This window comes from Actinomadura sp. 9N215 (assembly GCF_044326345.1).
Taxonomy (GTDB): domain Bacteria; phylum Actinomycetota; class Actinomycetes; order Streptosporangiales; family Streptosporangiaceae; genus Spirillospora.
The window spans coordinates 1-12689 of record NZ_JBIRBA010000015.1; the positions used below are offsets into that span (position 1 = coordinate 1).

Annotated in this window: 12 protein-coding genes, 1 pseudogene and 1 riboswitch; of the genes and pseudogenes, 7 read left to right on the forward strand and 6 right to left on the reverse strand. The window is 72.3% G+C overall.

The features are described 5' to 3' along the window. The 3 genes and pseudogenes from ACH34T_RS23840 to ACH34T_RS23850 form a co-directional block, all read left to right on the forward strand. A pseudogene (locus ACH34T_RS23840) lies at positions 1 to 230 on the forward strand (hypothetical protein); the annotation flags it as partial. Then, complete coding sequence (locus ACH34T_RS23845) at positions 230 to 868, forward strand: hypothetical protein (protein ID WP_396023115.1); 639 nt, start codon at positions 230 to 232, stop codon at positions 866 to 868. The pseudogene ACH34T_RS23840 and the gene ACH34T_RS23845, both read left to right, overlap by 1 nt. 103 nt (positions 869 to 971) lie before the next feature. Further along, positions 972 to 2024, forward strand: coding sequence for an NlpC/P60 family protein (locus tag ACH34T_RS23850; protein WP_396023116.1), 1053 nt, complete (start codon positions 972 to 974; stop codon positions 2022 to 2024). Positions 2025 to 2114: 90 nt separating this feature from the next. Here the strand turns inward: ACH34T_RS23850 and ACH34T_RS23855 are convergent, their stop codons facing one another. Then, positions 2115 to 2675, reverse strand: a complete 561-nt coding sequence (locus ACH34T_RS23855) for a MarR family winged helix-turn-helix transcriptional regulator (protein WP_396023117.1) — start codon at positions 2673 to 2675, stop codon at positions 2115 to 2117. 99 nt (positions 2676 to 2774) lie between these two features. Here ACH34T_RS23855 and ACH34T_RS23860 point away from each other — a divergent pair, with 99 nt between their 5' ends. Together ACH34T_RS23860 and ACH34T_RS23865 are read left to right on the forward strand one after the other, a co-directional pair. Further along, entirely contained in the window at positions 2775 to 3521 is a 747-nt protein-coding gene (locus ACH34T_RS23860; RefSeq protein WP_396023118.1) for a Mut7-C RNAse domain-containing protein, read from the forward strand. Continuing rightward, positions 3518 to 3940 (forward strand): (deoxy)nucleoside triphosphate pyrophosphohydrolase, encoded by a 423-nt coding sequence (locus ACH34T_RS23865; RefSeq protein ID WP_396023119.1) that lies wholly within the window; start codon positions 3518 to 3520, stop codon positions 3938 to 3940. Before ACH34T_RS23860 ends, ACH34T_RS23865 begins: the two co-directional genes overlap by 4 nt. 143 nt (positions 3941 to 4083) lie before the next feature. Here the strand turns inward: ACH34T_RS23865 and ACH34T_RS23870 are convergent, their stop codons facing one another. Next, positions 4084 to 5157 (reverse strand): NlpC/P60 family protein, encoded by a 1074-nt coding sequence (locus ACH34T_RS23870; protein WP_396023120.1) that lies wholly within the window; start codon positions 5155 to 5157, stop codon positions 4084 to 4086. A 6-nt stretch (positions 5158 to 5163) separates the two neighbouring features. Continuing rightward, positions 5164 to 5298, reverse strand: a riboswitch (cyclic di-AMP (ydaO/yuaA leader). A 193-nt stretch (positions 5299 to 5491) separates the two neighbouring features. Here ACH34T_RS23870 and typA point away from each other — a divergent pair. Further along, entirely contained in the window at positions 5492 to 7345 is a 1854-nt protein-coding gene (gene typA / locus ACH34T_RS23875) for a translational GTPase TypA (protein ID WP_396023121.1), read from the forward strand. A 150-nt stretch (positions 7346 to 7495) separates the two neighbouring features. Here the strand turns inward: typA and ACH34T_RS23880 are convergent, their stop codons facing one another. Continuing rightward, on the reverse strand, positions 7496 to 7966 hold the full coding sequence (locus ACH34T_RS23880) for an FHA domain-containing protein (RefSeq protein WP_396023122.1): 471 nt from the start codon (positions 7964 to 7966) through the stop codon (positions 7496 to 7498). On the opposite strand from ACH34T_RS23880, the gene ACH34T_RS23885 reads away from it, so the two are divergent. Beyond that, a complete protein-coding gene (locus tag ACH34T_RS23885; RefSeq protein WP_396023123.1) occupies positions 7955 to 8815 on the forward strand; it encodes a hypothetical protein in 861 nt (286 codons plus the stop codon). The genes ACH34T_RS23880 and ACH34T_RS23885 overlap by 12 nt on opposite strands. Here ACH34T_RS23885 and ACH34T_RS23890 read toward each other — a convergent pair. From ACH34T_RS23890 to ACH34T_RS23900, 3 genes are all read right to left on the reverse strand, one after another. Beyond that, a complete protein-coding gene (locus ACH34T_RS23890; RefSeq protein WP_396023124.1) occupies positions 8752 to 9501 on the reverse strand; it encodes a 4Fe-4S single cluster domain-containing protein in 750 nt (249 codons plus the stop codon). The two genes, ACH34T_RS23885 and ACH34T_RS23890, sit on opposite strands and share 64 nt — an antisense overlap. After that, positions 9498 to 11414, reverse strand: a complete 1917-nt coding sequence (locus ACH34T_RS23895) for an AAA family ATPase (protein WP_396023125.1) — start codon at positions 11412 to 11414, stop codon at positions 9498 to 9500. Before ACH34T_RS23895 ends, ACH34T_RS23890 begins: the two co-directional genes overlap by 4 nt. 118 nt (positions 11415 to 11532) lie before the next feature. Further along, positions 11533 to 12675 (reverse strand): response regulator receiver protein, encoded by a 1143-nt coding sequence (locus ACH34T_RS23900; RefSeq protein WP_396023126.1) that lies wholly within the window; start codon positions 12673 to 12675, stop codon positions 11533 to 11535. Positions 12676 to 12689: the final 14 nt, after the last annotated feature.

Genomic DNA, 12689 nt, shown 5'->3' on the forward strand with positions numbered 1-12689 from the left:
GGGGGGGGGGGGGGGGGGGCGGCGCCGCGCCCCAGTCCGGCGGCGGCTCCGGGTCGAACGTGCCGAGGCCCCGGGGCGGTGCGGGCGGCGCGCCGTCGAGGTCCCAGCCGGGGGAGCGGCAGACGCCTCCGCCGCTGTGGGGCCGGGGCGGCTCGCCGGAGGGCCCGTCGATCCCGTTCTGGCTGCGTCCCGTCGACCGTCCGTCCGGTGAGGCGGAACGGGACGACTGATGAACCTGACCGACCGGCAGCGCAGGTTCCTGTTCGGGGGCCTCGTGGTGCTGCTCGCGGCCGCCGGCCTGTACCTGACCCTCGCCGCGCCCGAGGACGAGCCGGACCGTTCGGAGGCGCGCCCGAGCGGCACGCCCACAGCCGCCCCGGCCGGCCCGGCGTCCCCGCCGCCCGGAATCCAGACTCCCGTGAACCCGGGCGACTTCGACATCTACCGCCTGCTGCCGTTCACCCGGCAGGAGTTCGCCACGGCGGCGGACCTGGCGCAGCGGTTCGTCGCCGCGTACGGGACGTACCGCTTCGACGAGCCGCCCGAGAGCTATTCGGCGCGGCTGTCCGGCTTCGTCACCGACGAGCTGATGGCGGAGCTGGCGCGGACCGCGGGCACGCCCGGGCTGCTTGAGGAGCGGCAGCGGGACAAGGTCGTCGCGCAGGGCTCGGCGAGCCTCGACCAGGTCCGCACCGTCGAGGACAACTCGATCATCTTCGTGGTGACCGGCACGCAGCGGGTTACCGAGGGCGGCTCCGCGAGCAACGACCGCAAGCGGTACGCGGTGACCGTGGCGCGGGACGGCGGCGCGCTGAAGATCTACTCGTTCCAGCCGGCGGACGCGGGCCAGGCGGGTGACACCGGATGACGGACCGGGCGGATGCCACGAGGATGACGGGCCGGGCGGGTGACACGCGGATCACGGGGTGGGCGGGTGACACGTGGACGACGGCGCGGGCGGGTGACGTGGGATGAGCCGCCGCGGCGTGCTGATCGCCGGGGCGCTCGGAGCCGCCGCGGTGATGTTCGCCGGCCTGATCGTCGTCCCCGTGCTGCTCGGCGCGAGCCGGTTCATGTTCGGCGGCGGCGTCGCGGGCGGCAACTGCGTGACCGTGGCGGGCGCGGACGCCCAGCCCGCCGCCGCGACCGACGCGAAGGCCATCCCGGCGAACTACCTGCAGCTTTACAAGACGGCGGGGGAGAAATCCGGTATCCCGTGGAACGTCCTCGCGGGCATCGGCAAGGTCGAGACCAGCCACGGCACGTCCAACCTGCCCGGCGTCAAGAGCGGGGAGAACTACGCGGGCGCGGGCGGCCCGATGCAGTTCCTGCAGCCGACCTGGGACGAGTTCGCGGTCGACGGGAACAAGGACGGGAAGAAGGACCGGTACAACCCGGAGGACGCGATCCCGTCCGCCGCCGCGTATCTCAAGCACAACGGCGCCCCGCGCCGCATGCGGACCGCGATCTTCCAGTACAACCATTCGTGGGACTACGTGAACCTCGTCCTGGACTGGGCGAAGCGGTACGTGGGCGGCGACTTCAAGGTCGTCCAGGCGAACGGGATCGTCTGCGAGGACAACGACCTGCCCGCCGGCGCGTCCGGCCTCGTCAAGCGGATCATCTCGTTCGCGATGGCGCAGCGCGGCAAGCCGTACGTGTTCGGCGCCAACGGTCCCGACGCGTGGGACTGCTCCAGCCTCATCCAGGCCGCGTACCGGACGGTCGGCCTGGACATCCCGCGCACGACCTTCCAGCAGTGGCCGTACGGCGTGAAGGTCTCGAAGGGCAAGGAGCAGCCCGGTGACCTGGTGTTCTTCGACTCCGGTCCGGGGACGTCCGCGAACAACCCCGGCCATGTCGGGATGGTGATCGGCAAGGGCAAGATGATCGTGGCGAGCTGCTCGACGTGCGTCCCCGCGATCGGCGTGAAGCCCTACAAGCGGTCCGACTGGGTGGGGACGACGCGCCCGCTCGCGCGTCCCGACCTGAAGAAGAAGCTCAACGAACTGGCCGCCGAGTAGCCGGGCCGCCGACCCCCGCCGGAGCCGCGGACGGGCGGTGACGCGGGCGCGTCGATGTCCGCGGTCGGCGTCCGCGGTCGGCGTCTGCGGTCAGCGGAAGCGGCGCTTGCCGATGACCAGAAGGATCTCGCGGAGCGCGTCGGCGGCGTGCCGGACGTCCCGCGGCGGCACGCCCGCCATGACCTCCTCGTGCGCGGCCCCCGACGCCGCCAGGGCGCGCTCGGTGACCTGGAGCCCCTCCCCGGTGAGCTGGACGAAGCGGCTGCGGGCGTCGCCGGTGTTCGCCTCCCGCTCGATGTACCCGGCCCGCTGCAGCCGCTGCAGGACGTTGCTCGTCCCGCCCGAGGTGAGGAACGCCGACCGGGTGAGCTCGCTCGGCCGCAGCCGGTACGGCTCGCCCTCGCGGCGCAGGACGGTCAGCACCTCGAACTCGGCGTAGGTGAGGCCGAGTTCGGCGAGTTCGGCGCGGACCGCCTGCTGGACGAGCATGGCGATCCGCGCGGCCCGCTTGCTGACCTCCAGCATCGCGATGAGCGGTTCGGAGAGGCCGTCCCGCCGCCACGCGTCCGCCACGGCGTCGATGTCGTCCCGCGGCGCGGTGCTGTCGCGCGGTCCGCCGCCGTGGCGCGGCCCGCTGTCGTCTTCCCGCACGTCCCGAGAATACGCGGCCGCCCGTCCGCGGCCCGCCGCGGCCCGGCGCCGCCGATAAATGCGGAGGGGATCCGGGCCGCGGCGTGGCATGCTGATCGCGTGGAGCCCGAGCTGACGATCCGAGTCGCCGACGAGCTGCTGATGTTCCTGCCCGCCGCGCGGCGGGAGAAGGTGAGCCGCGTCCCCTGGGACGGCACCTCGACGCTGGGGCATCTCGTGGAGTCGCTCGGCGTCCCGCTGCCCGAGGCCGGGCCGATGACCGTCGGCGGCGCGCCGGTCGGCCCCTCAACCAGGCCGGACGCCGGCGACGAGGTGCACGTGGCCGCCGTGCCGCGCCCGCAGCCCGTCCCGCTGGAGCCGGGCCAGGTCGCGCCCCGCTTCCTCCTCGACGTGCACCTCGGGACGCTCGCCCGCCGGATGCGGCTCGTCGGCCTCGACACCGCGTACCACAACGACATGGACGACCCGGCGCTGGTCGTCCAGGCCGATGCGGAGCGCCGCGTCCTGCTCACCCAGGACCGCGGCCTGCTGCGGCGCCGCGCGCTGTGGTTCGGCGCGTACGTCCGCGGCTCCCGCCCGGACGACCAGCTCCGCGACGTCCTGGACCGGTTCGCGCCCGTCCTGCGGCCCTGGACGCGTTGCACCGCCTGCAACGGGGAGCTCGTCCCGGTCGACAAGGAGGAGATCGAACGCGACCTGGAGGCGGGCACCCGCCGCAACTACGACGTCTACGGCCGCTGCGCGAACTGCGGCCAGGTGTACTGGCGCGGCGCGCACGGCGGCCACCTGGAGAAGATCGTCCATGATGCGACGCGGCTGGTCGAGCGGGCCGCGATCGCGAGATGACGGGTAACGGAGAGGGGTTGGTCGGCATAGACCTCGTGGTGGTGGGCGCGGCGATCATTTCGGACGGACGGCTGCTGAGCGCGCAGCGGGCCGAGCCGCCGCACATGGCGGGCGGCTGGGAACTGCCGGGCGGGAAGGTCGACCCCGGCGAGTCGGACGAGGACGCGCTGGTGCGCGAATGCCACGAGGAACTCGCCGTCAAGGTCCGGCTGGGCCGCAGGATCGGCGGTGACTGGCGGCTGAGCGAACGGGCCGTCCTGCGCGTGTGGACGGCCCGCATCATCGAAGGCGAACCCCGCGCCCTGGAACACCTGGCCCTCCGCTGGCTCTCCCCGGACGAGCTCTACGACGTCGACTGGCTCCCAGGCGACCGCCCCGTGATCGACACCCTCGCCGAACAACACCTACTCGCGGAGTAACGCGCCCCCCAGCCACCGCCGCGACGCCACGACGACGTCAATGTCTGCTCGGGAAGGAACGGCGCCCAGCCACCGCCGCAACCCCGCGACGACCTCAATGGTCGCGATCGCGTCCGAAGGCAGGTTTCGAGCCTGCGAGAAACCTAATCGCGCAGCGAGCCGCCAGGCGAGTCGGAGCGATGCAGCGATCGCACAGCGTTTGTCGACGATGGAGGCCCGCCAGGGCCGAAGGAGGAGCGGTCGGACATTTTGGAGATCTTCACCACATCGCCGGTCTGCGGGGCGTGCAGGAACTTGCCGTCACCGAGGTAGACGCCCATGTGGTGGAGGCTTCCGCCGAAGTACACGAGGTCGCCTGACCGGAGCTCGCTCCGGGAGACCTTCGTGCCCAGTCCGTACAGGGCGCCGGTGTAGTGCGGCAGGCCCGGCTTGCCGACCTGGGTGTACGCCCAGACGACGAGGCCGGAGCAGTCGAAGCTGCCCGGCCCGGCGGCGGCCCACACGTACGGGGCGCCGAGCTTGGTGAGCGCCTTGCGGGCCATCTTGGCCGGGAGCCCCGAGCCCTTCACGGTGGCGCGCAGGCCGCTGCGCGGGTCGCGGACGTGCGTCGTGGTCAGCTTGTCGAGGCGCTTCAGCACCTCGGCGACCTTGGCCTTCGCGGCCCGGCGGGCCTGCTCGGCGTCCGCGGCGGCCTGCTTGACCTGGGCGATCCTGGCCTGCGCTGTGCGCTGGGCGGCCTCGGCCCGGTCGATCTGCTTCTGCAGCGCCTGGATCGTGGCGGCCTGGTTCTGTGCGAGGTACGCCTGGTCGGACAGGCCGTCCGGCGAGCCGCCCGTACCGAAGATCGCGTTGGGCGATCCGGACATGTAGTTCGCCGCGGCGAGCTGGCCGAGCCGTTCCCGCGCCGGTGCGGCCTGGGCGCGCAGCGCGGCGGCCTGCTGGGCGGCGGTGCGCTCCGCCTGCTGGGCCTTGCCCAGGTCAACGCGGGTCTTGTTGTACTTCTCGGTGAGGATCTCGGCTTCCTCGTTCAGCGCGTCCAGGCTCTTGCGCAGGCCCTGCTCGGTCGTCGGAGCCGGGCTCGGGGTGGCCGCGGCGGGACGTCCGGACGGTTGCGCCGCGTGCGCGACGGTGGGCGCGGCGGCGCCGAGACCGATCAGGAGCATGGTCGCGGTGGCGGCGGGCGTGACGCGGCGCCGCCGGTGGGGATCCGGTGTCAAACCGGGTTCTCCTCTCCTCGCGCGCCTACCGGGTTAGCTGACGGGTTCGGGCCAGGAGTCGCCCTACGACGTGTGTCGATTCACCCCGAAGAGGTGGGTCCCCGGTTCCCCGCGAGGCGGGAGATTCGGCGCTCCGGCCGCAGCCCCGGGGGGTGGGGCTCCGGACGACCGGATCTCGGGCACATTACAAAGGATCAGCAAAGTTGGCGAATCCGCCCACGAGACGACTTCTGAGGTTCGGATCGGCTGGGATGGGTGGTATGCGGGGCCAAGTAGAATGGGGGCTGCCGCATGTCGGCGGCGAACCCCGAACTCTCACGCAAGGCGAGCCCGCATGCCCATCTCCACGCGCGACGACCTCCGGAACGTCGCGATCGTCGCTCACGTCGACCATGGCAAGACGACGCTGGTCGACGCCATGCTCTGGCAGTCCGGGGCCTTCCGCGAGAACCAGGACGTCGACGACCGGGTCATGGACTCCAACGACCTGGAGCGCGAGAAGGGGATCACCATTCTCGCGAAGAACACCGCCGTCCGGCACGACGGGCTGACGATCAACATCATCGACACCCCCGGGCACGCCGACTTCGGCGGCGAGGTCGAGCGCGGGCTGAACATGGTGGACGGCGTCGTCCTCCTGGTGGACGCCAGCGAGGGCCCCCTCCCGCAGACCCGGTTCGTCCTGCGCAAGGCGCTGGAGGCCAGGCTGCCGGTGATCCTGGTCGTGAACAAGACCGACCGTCCCGACGCCCGCATCGACGAGGTCGTCGACGAGACGTACGAGCTGTTCATGGACCTCGACGCCGACGAGGACCAGATCGACTTCCCGATCGTGTACGCGTCCGGGCGCGCCGGGCGGGCCTCGCTCGACAAGCCCGCCGACGGCGAGATGCCCGCCAGCCCCGACCTGGAGCCGCTGTTCACGGTCATCACCGAGACGATCCCGGCGCCGTCCTACGACCCGGACGCGGCGCTGCAGGCGCACGTGACGAACCTGGACGCGTCCAGCTACCTCGGCCGGATCGCGCTGTGCCGCGTCCACGCCGGGACGATCAAGAAGGGCCAGCAGGTCGCCTGGTTCCGGCACGACGGCAGCGTCGACCGCGTCAAGATCACCGAGCTGCTGATGACGGACGCGCTCACCCGCAAGCCCACCGACGAGGCGGGGCCCGGCGACATCATCGCGATCGCCGGCATCCCCGACATCATGATCGGCGACACGATCGCCGATCCGGACGACCCGCGCCCGCTGCCGCTGATCACCGTGGACGAGCCCGCGATCTCGATGACCGTCGGCACCAACACCGGGCCGATGGCGGGCCGCGAGAAGAACACCAAGGTCACCGCCCGGATGGTGAAGGACAGGCTCGACCGGGAGCTCGTCGGCAACGTGTCGATCCGGGTGCTGCCGACGGAGCGTCCGGACGCGTGGGAGGTGCAGGGACGCGGCGAGCTGGCCCTGGCGATCCTCGTCGAGAACATGCGCCGCGAGGGCTACGAGCTGACCGTCGGCAAGCCGCAGGTCGTCGCGAAGAGCATCGACGGGAAGAAGCACGAGCCGGTCGAGCGGCTCACCGTGGACATCCCCGAGGAGCACCTCGGCGCCGTCACGCAGCTCCTGGCCGTCCGCAAGGGGCGGATGGAGCACATGACGAACCACGGCACCGGCTGGATCCGGATGGAGTTCCTCGTCCCGGCGCGCGGCCTGATCGGGTTCCGCACCGAGTTCATGACGGAGACGCGCGGCACCGGCATGGCGCACCACGTGTTCGAGGGCTACGAGCCGTGGTTCGGGGAGCTGCGGACGCGTCCGTCCGGATCGCTGGTCGCCGACCGCGCCGGCGCCGCCACCCCGTTCGCGATCACGAACCTGCAGGAGCGGGGCACGTTCTTCGTCGGGCCGACCACCGAGGTGTACGAGGGCATGATCGTCGGGGAGAACTCCCGGGCCGACGACATGGACGTCAACATCACCAAGGAGAAGAAGCTCACGAACATGCGGTCGTCCACCGGCGACGAGCTGGAGCGGCTCACCCCGCCGCGGCTGCTGTCGCTGGAGGAGGCGCTGGAGTTCTGCCGCGAGGACGAGTGCGTCGAGGTCACGCCGGGCGCCGTCCGCATCCGCAAGGTCGTCCTGGACGCCAAGGAGCGCGAGCGCATGCGCGCCCGCTCCAAGCGCGCGAGCTGATCGGAACCGGAGCCGTCGACGGACGCGAGTCGGCGGGCGCGAGTCGATAGGCGTGAGTCGGGCGTAAGTCGGCGGGTGCGAAAAGGGGCGGCTCCGCGGTCTTGGACCGCGGGGCCGCCCCTTTGCGCTGGTGTCCGGCCTGTGCGCCGGTCAGTTCAGCTGGACGGTGCCGGTCACGTCGGCGGCGAGGCGGAGCTGGTCGCCGTTGCGGAGCGGGGCCTCCACGCCGCGGGGAAGCCGCTCGCCGTTGACGAACGTCCCGTTGGTGGAGCCCTCGTCGCGGACCCACGCCGTCCCGGACGGGTCGAGCCACACCGTTGAATGGCGGCGCGACACGTTGTCGTACTGCGTGAACGTGGACGCCACCGGTGACTGGCCCGCGTCCCGTCCGAGCACCAGATGCTGCCCGACGGAGACCTTGAGCTCGCCCGTGGGGAACATCACACGCAGGGTGGGCGCGCCCTTCTGCGGCAGCGGACGCAGGCACGAGTCGCACTGCGCGGCGCCCGGGTTGGGCAGCACCGCCTCGCAGTACGGGCACATGAACGCCGTGCCGTCGGGCTGCCGGCCCTGGTTGTGGTCGGGCGGCAGCAGCGTCGCCTCGCGTCCGTGCTGCGGCATCGGCGGGCCTCCGTGCTGCGGCGGCTGGCCGAACTGGTCGCCGCCGGGGCCCGGCTGCGGCGCCCCCCACTGGTCCTGCTGCGGCGGTTGCTGCTGTTGCTGTGGTGCGCCCCACTGGTCCTGCTGCGGCTGGTACTGCTGCTGGTCCTGCTGCGGGGAGTACTGGTCCTGGGGCGGCGGGAACTGCTGGTCCGCCGGTGGGAACTGCTGGTCGGACGGCGGGAACTGCTGGTCCGGCTGCGGGTAGTCGGGCAGCGGGGGCTGCTGCTGCGGCGCGCCCCACTGGTCCTGCTGGGGTTGCGGCGGCTGCTGCTGTTGCGGCATGCCCCACGGGTCGCCCGGCGCCTGCTGCTGCGGCGGCTGGCCACCGCCGTGCTGCGGCTGGCCGTACGGGGGCTGCGCGTGCTGCGGCTGCCCGTGCTGATCGGGCGCCTGCTGCTGGGGCGGCGGGCCCCAGGCGTCCGGCTGCTGCTGTTGCTGCGGCTGCCCCCAGGGGTCCGACGACTGGCCAGGCGGAGGCTGGGGCGGGGCCTGCTGCTGAGGGGCCTGCTGCTGGTACGGGTCGGGCGCCTGCTGGTACGGCTGACCGCCCTGCGGCGGCCCAGGCGGGGCGCCGTACTGCGGCTGGCCGCCCTGCTGCGGGCCCGGCGGCGGGTAGCCCTGCTGCTGGTTGTCGTACCCGCCCGGGCCCTGCCGCTGGGCGCCGCCCGCGCGGGCGAGGTTGGCCCCGCAGCTCATGCAGAGCAGATCACCCGGCTGGAACGGTTCGTCGCAGACAGGACATTTCAAGGTCGCCATGACACATCCCCCGAGCGCACCCCGGCGCGGTCGAGCCTCGACGTGAGGTGATCCATGTCACCCCTTCGCGGGATCCCGATGTAGTACACCCGCCTTCCCTCCGGCCCTTCGTCCACGGACACCTGTACTCGGGGCCCTGTATCTTCTCCAGTCTTCCTGATGTCGGCCAGTGCCCCGTACCGCTCGCGCCCCAGCGGGGACAGCGGGACGACGCGCTGGTTGGCCGATCCCCTCCAGAGTAGAGAGCCACCCTTGGAGTGTCGCCCCCCCGGGTTGAGCCGGTCGACGTACGGCCCTGCGATCACTGCGTCGCACATGTCCAGGATCTCGCGCGTCTCACCGGTGCGGGAGAGCCGGGAGTAGACATATCCGCTGTAGACCAATATGTCCACTGCAATCGTCTCATGGTCGCGGCCGTCCCGCCACGCGCGGACGCCCCGCAGCAGCGCCGCCAGCGCCCCCGGCTGCTGGAACGGCTCACCGCCGGAGATCGTGACGCCGTCGACCCGTCCGGGCAGGGACTTCAGCCAGCCGAGCACCGCCGCGACGGGGACGGCCTTGCCCGGGTCGGCGTCCCAGGTGTCGCGGGACAGGCAGCCGTGGCAGTGCAGCGTGCAGCCCTGCGTCCAGATGCCCGCGCGGGTCCCGGGGCCGAGTGTGGTCACCGGATAGTGCGCCTTGGCGAGCAGGAGCGTCTCGCTTGGGGCGCCTCCGGCCGGAGGACGCCTGGGCGTCACTGAAGATCCAGGTGGACGATGCTGCCCGCGCGCCGGATGCCCGACACGGTGACCTTCTCGTCCGGGACGAGCTCGCGGTCGAACAGCGCGCGCGCCAGCGGGTTGACGAAGTACGACTCCAGCGCCATGCCGATGCCGCGTCCGCCCTTGTCCAGCGCCTCGGTGCACCACTCGCGGAGCGTCGCCAGCGCCTCGCTCTTCACGGCGAGGATCAGCCGGTGCTCGTCCGTGACGCGCTTGCAGATGTTCGCGAACTGCAAGTCGAAGATCTTGTGCGCGGCCTCGGCGGAGATGAAGTCGAACACCACGATGTTGTCGCCGAACCGGTTGAGCAGCTCGGGCCGGTTCAGGACCTCGGTGAAGTGGTCGGCGACGGCGCCCTTGATGCGCTGCTCCACCTCGTCGTACGCCATCCCCGGTGTGATGTTCTGCACACGGCTCGGCGTCCCGTACGGGGCCGCGTCCCGGGTCGTGAGGTCGCGGCCCGGGACGTACATCCCGAGGTTCGACGTGAAGATCAGGATCGACTCGGAGAAGTGGACGGTGTTGCCGCGCCCGTCGGTGAGGCGGCCGTCCTCCAGGATCTGGAGGAACTTGTCCAGGATGCGCGGGTGCGCCTTCTCGATCTCGTCGAACAGCATCACGCGGAACGGGTCCTCGCGGACGGCGTTGGTCAGCTCCCCGCCCGCCTCGTGGCCCACGTAGCCGGGCGGCGACCCGATCAGCCGGTCGCCGGACCCCTCGCCGGAGAACTCGCTCATGTCGAACCGCAGGTAGGCGGACTCGTCCCCGAACACCAGCTCGGTGATCGCCTTCGCCAGCTCCGTCTTGCCGGTGCCGGTCGGGCCCGCGAAGAACAGCACCCCGCGCGGACGGCTGCCCGACCGCGTCGCCTGCGCGCCGGACAGGCCGAGCACCGCCCGCTTCAGGATGTCGAGCGTCTTCGTCACGGCCTGCGGCTGCCCGATCACCCGCTCCGGGACGCGCTTCTCGCCCTCCAGCACCCGGCGGCGCAGATGGCCGCGGCTCCACGGGTTGTCGAGCACGCCCAGCTTGTAGGTGCGGACGGCGTCCGGCAGGTCGGCCAGGTCGACGCTGCGTTCCTTCGCCAGCCGCGTCACCTCGATCATCGACTGGAGCGTCAGCCCGTCGGCCTGCTCGGCGAACGCGTCGCACGCCCCGGCGGCGACCTCGTCCGAGCCGACGTCGCTGACCCCGAACGCGCGGGCCAGCAGCCGCGCCGTCTCCTGCCGGTCGCCGAGATGCGGGCGCGGGATCGTGATCTCGCGGATCGTCTCGTTGTCGGTCGTCAGCCACGGCGGCAGGTCGCCCGGCCGCTCCACCAGCCACACGATCGGGTTGTAGAGCGGCTTCGGCCGCGGGCCCGTCACCCGGACGGGACGCGCGCTGCGCGACAGCTTCGCGCAGAACCGGAAGAAGTCGCGCTCGGACGGCTCCAGGTCCGTCGGCGTGCGGGCGATCCGCGACGCCGAGTCGATCACGAACGCGGCGCGGATGTTCTCCTTCGGCCTGGCCACCGACGCCAGATGCCGGGTCAGCGCCTCCAGCGACGGCTTCTCGTCCGCCTTGACCTTGCCGAGCAGCCGCTCCGCCGACCGCGCCGCCTCGTCCCCGATCTCGTCGCCGACCTCGGGGTAGACCTGCAGGCCGTCCACCGGGTCGTACACGATCATGCAGGACGCGCCGCTGGACCGCAGCGTCTCCCACAGCAGCTCGCGCAGCGGCAGCAGCCGCGCCGGACCGGCCGCGTCGAGCGGCGGCGCGAGGAAGCTGTCGTACAGGTTGCCCGACAGGACGTACTGCGAGTGCACCGAGAGGGTCGCGTCCAGCTCGCGGATGAACGGCGGCCAGCCCTGCAGCCGCCCACCGAGTGTCGGCGATTCAATGCTCATCCGGCTTGCTCCACTCCGCTCTCATCGCATGCCCCGCCTTTCTGGGGGACGACCCCCAGACCCCCGGGGAGTCGGCCCGAAGATCCTCGCTTCGCCGCGGTCATCGGGCCTCCGGGCGTCATGTGGGACGCTCCCGGCTGCGTTCGCGTTGGCCCGCACGGGTCCTAGTGTGCCGTGACCCGGCGGAAACCGGCAGCTCGCGGACCCCGGGGTCCAGTCGCCAGGCCACGTCCGAGCGGATTCCGGCGGCCTCAAGGCGGGTCCTCGCGTCCTCGAACTCCGCGCACCACTCGCGCTCCCGCTCGACGTCGACGCGCCGGTCGTCCTCGTTCTCGGCGGGCCGCTCCCGCACCATCGACGCCCGCACGTGCGCCGCGTCGTCGACGCGCATCCGCACGCTGTGGTCGGGCCAGGCGCCCTTCGTGAGCGTCACGGTGCCGTCGCCGGCCGTCAGCGTCTCGAAACCCGCCTGGACCTCGTAGCCCAGGTCCTCGAACGCGGCGGTGATCGAGTCGAGGACGTACCGGCGCTCGGCTTCGGCCTGCTCGGCGGCGTCGCGCTCCGCCAGCCGGCGGAGCTCGTCGTCCCGGCGCTGCTGGGTGCGGCTGTTCGCGTCCTGGATCCGGAGGCGCACCTCATGCAGGACGGCCTCCGCCTCGTCCGGCGTCCCGATCTCCGCCAGCAGCCGCGCCGCCTCCGCCACCGTCCGCCGCTCGTCGTCGTCGGCGTCCGGGAGCAGGCGCGCCATGATCCGGGCGAGGTTTCGCTGGACGTCTTCGGCGCTCTCGTCGTCCTCGGGCTTCGGTCTCCGCGGTTTCTGTGTCGTGTCGGCCTGGAGGCGCTGGGCGGGGACGGCGAAGACCTGTGCGGTGACCTCGGCGGCCACATGCTCCGACAGGCGGCGTTCCGCTTCGTCCAGGAGCTGGTCGGTCGCCGCGCACCATTGGGTGAGCTCCTCGGCTGGACGTTCGTCCGGAGGCAGCTCGGGTGGGAGAGCCACGTCCGCGCCGAGCCTGTCGCGCGTCTCGGCGAGCGCCGCGATGCGCGCGTTGCGGGCCACCACCTCGCGCAGCGCCCTCTCCTGGGTCTCGACCTCGGCGAGCGCCGCCGTCCGCGTCTCGGCGCGTCCTTCGGCGAGCGCGGCCAGCGCCTCCGCGCCGCGGCCCGCGATCCCCGCGCCGCGCCCGAGGACGCGGTTCATGCCCAGGGTGAGGACCACCGCCATGTCCAGGACGATCTCCGCCTCGACGCCGCTGCTCACGCGCCCCCTCCGTC

Coding starts and splice junctions, on each gene's coding strand:
- ACH34T_RS23845 (WP_396023115.1), top strand. CDS start 230: ATGAACCTGACCGACCGGCAGCGCAGGTTCCTGTTCGGGGGCCTCGTG.
- ACH34T_RS23850 (WP_396023116.1), top strand. CDS start 972: ATGAGCCGCCGCGGCGTGCTGATCGCCGGGGCGCTCGGAGCCGCCGCG.
- ACH34T_RS23865 (WP_396023119.1), top strand. CDS start 3,518: ATGACGGGTAACGGAGAGGGGTTGGTCGGCATAGACCTCGTGGTGGTG.
- typA (WP_396023121.1), top strand. CDS start 5,492: ATGCCCATCTCCACGCGCGACGACCTCCGGAACGTCGCGATCGTCGCT.
- ACH34T_RS23880 (WP_396023122.1), bottom strand. CDS start 7,966: ATGCCGCAGCACGGACGCGAGGCGACGCTGCTGCCGCCCGACCACAAC.
- ACH34T_RS23895 (WP_396023125.1), bottom strand. CDS start 11,414: ATGAGCATTGAATCGCCGACACTCGGTGGGCGGCTGCAGGGCTGGCCG.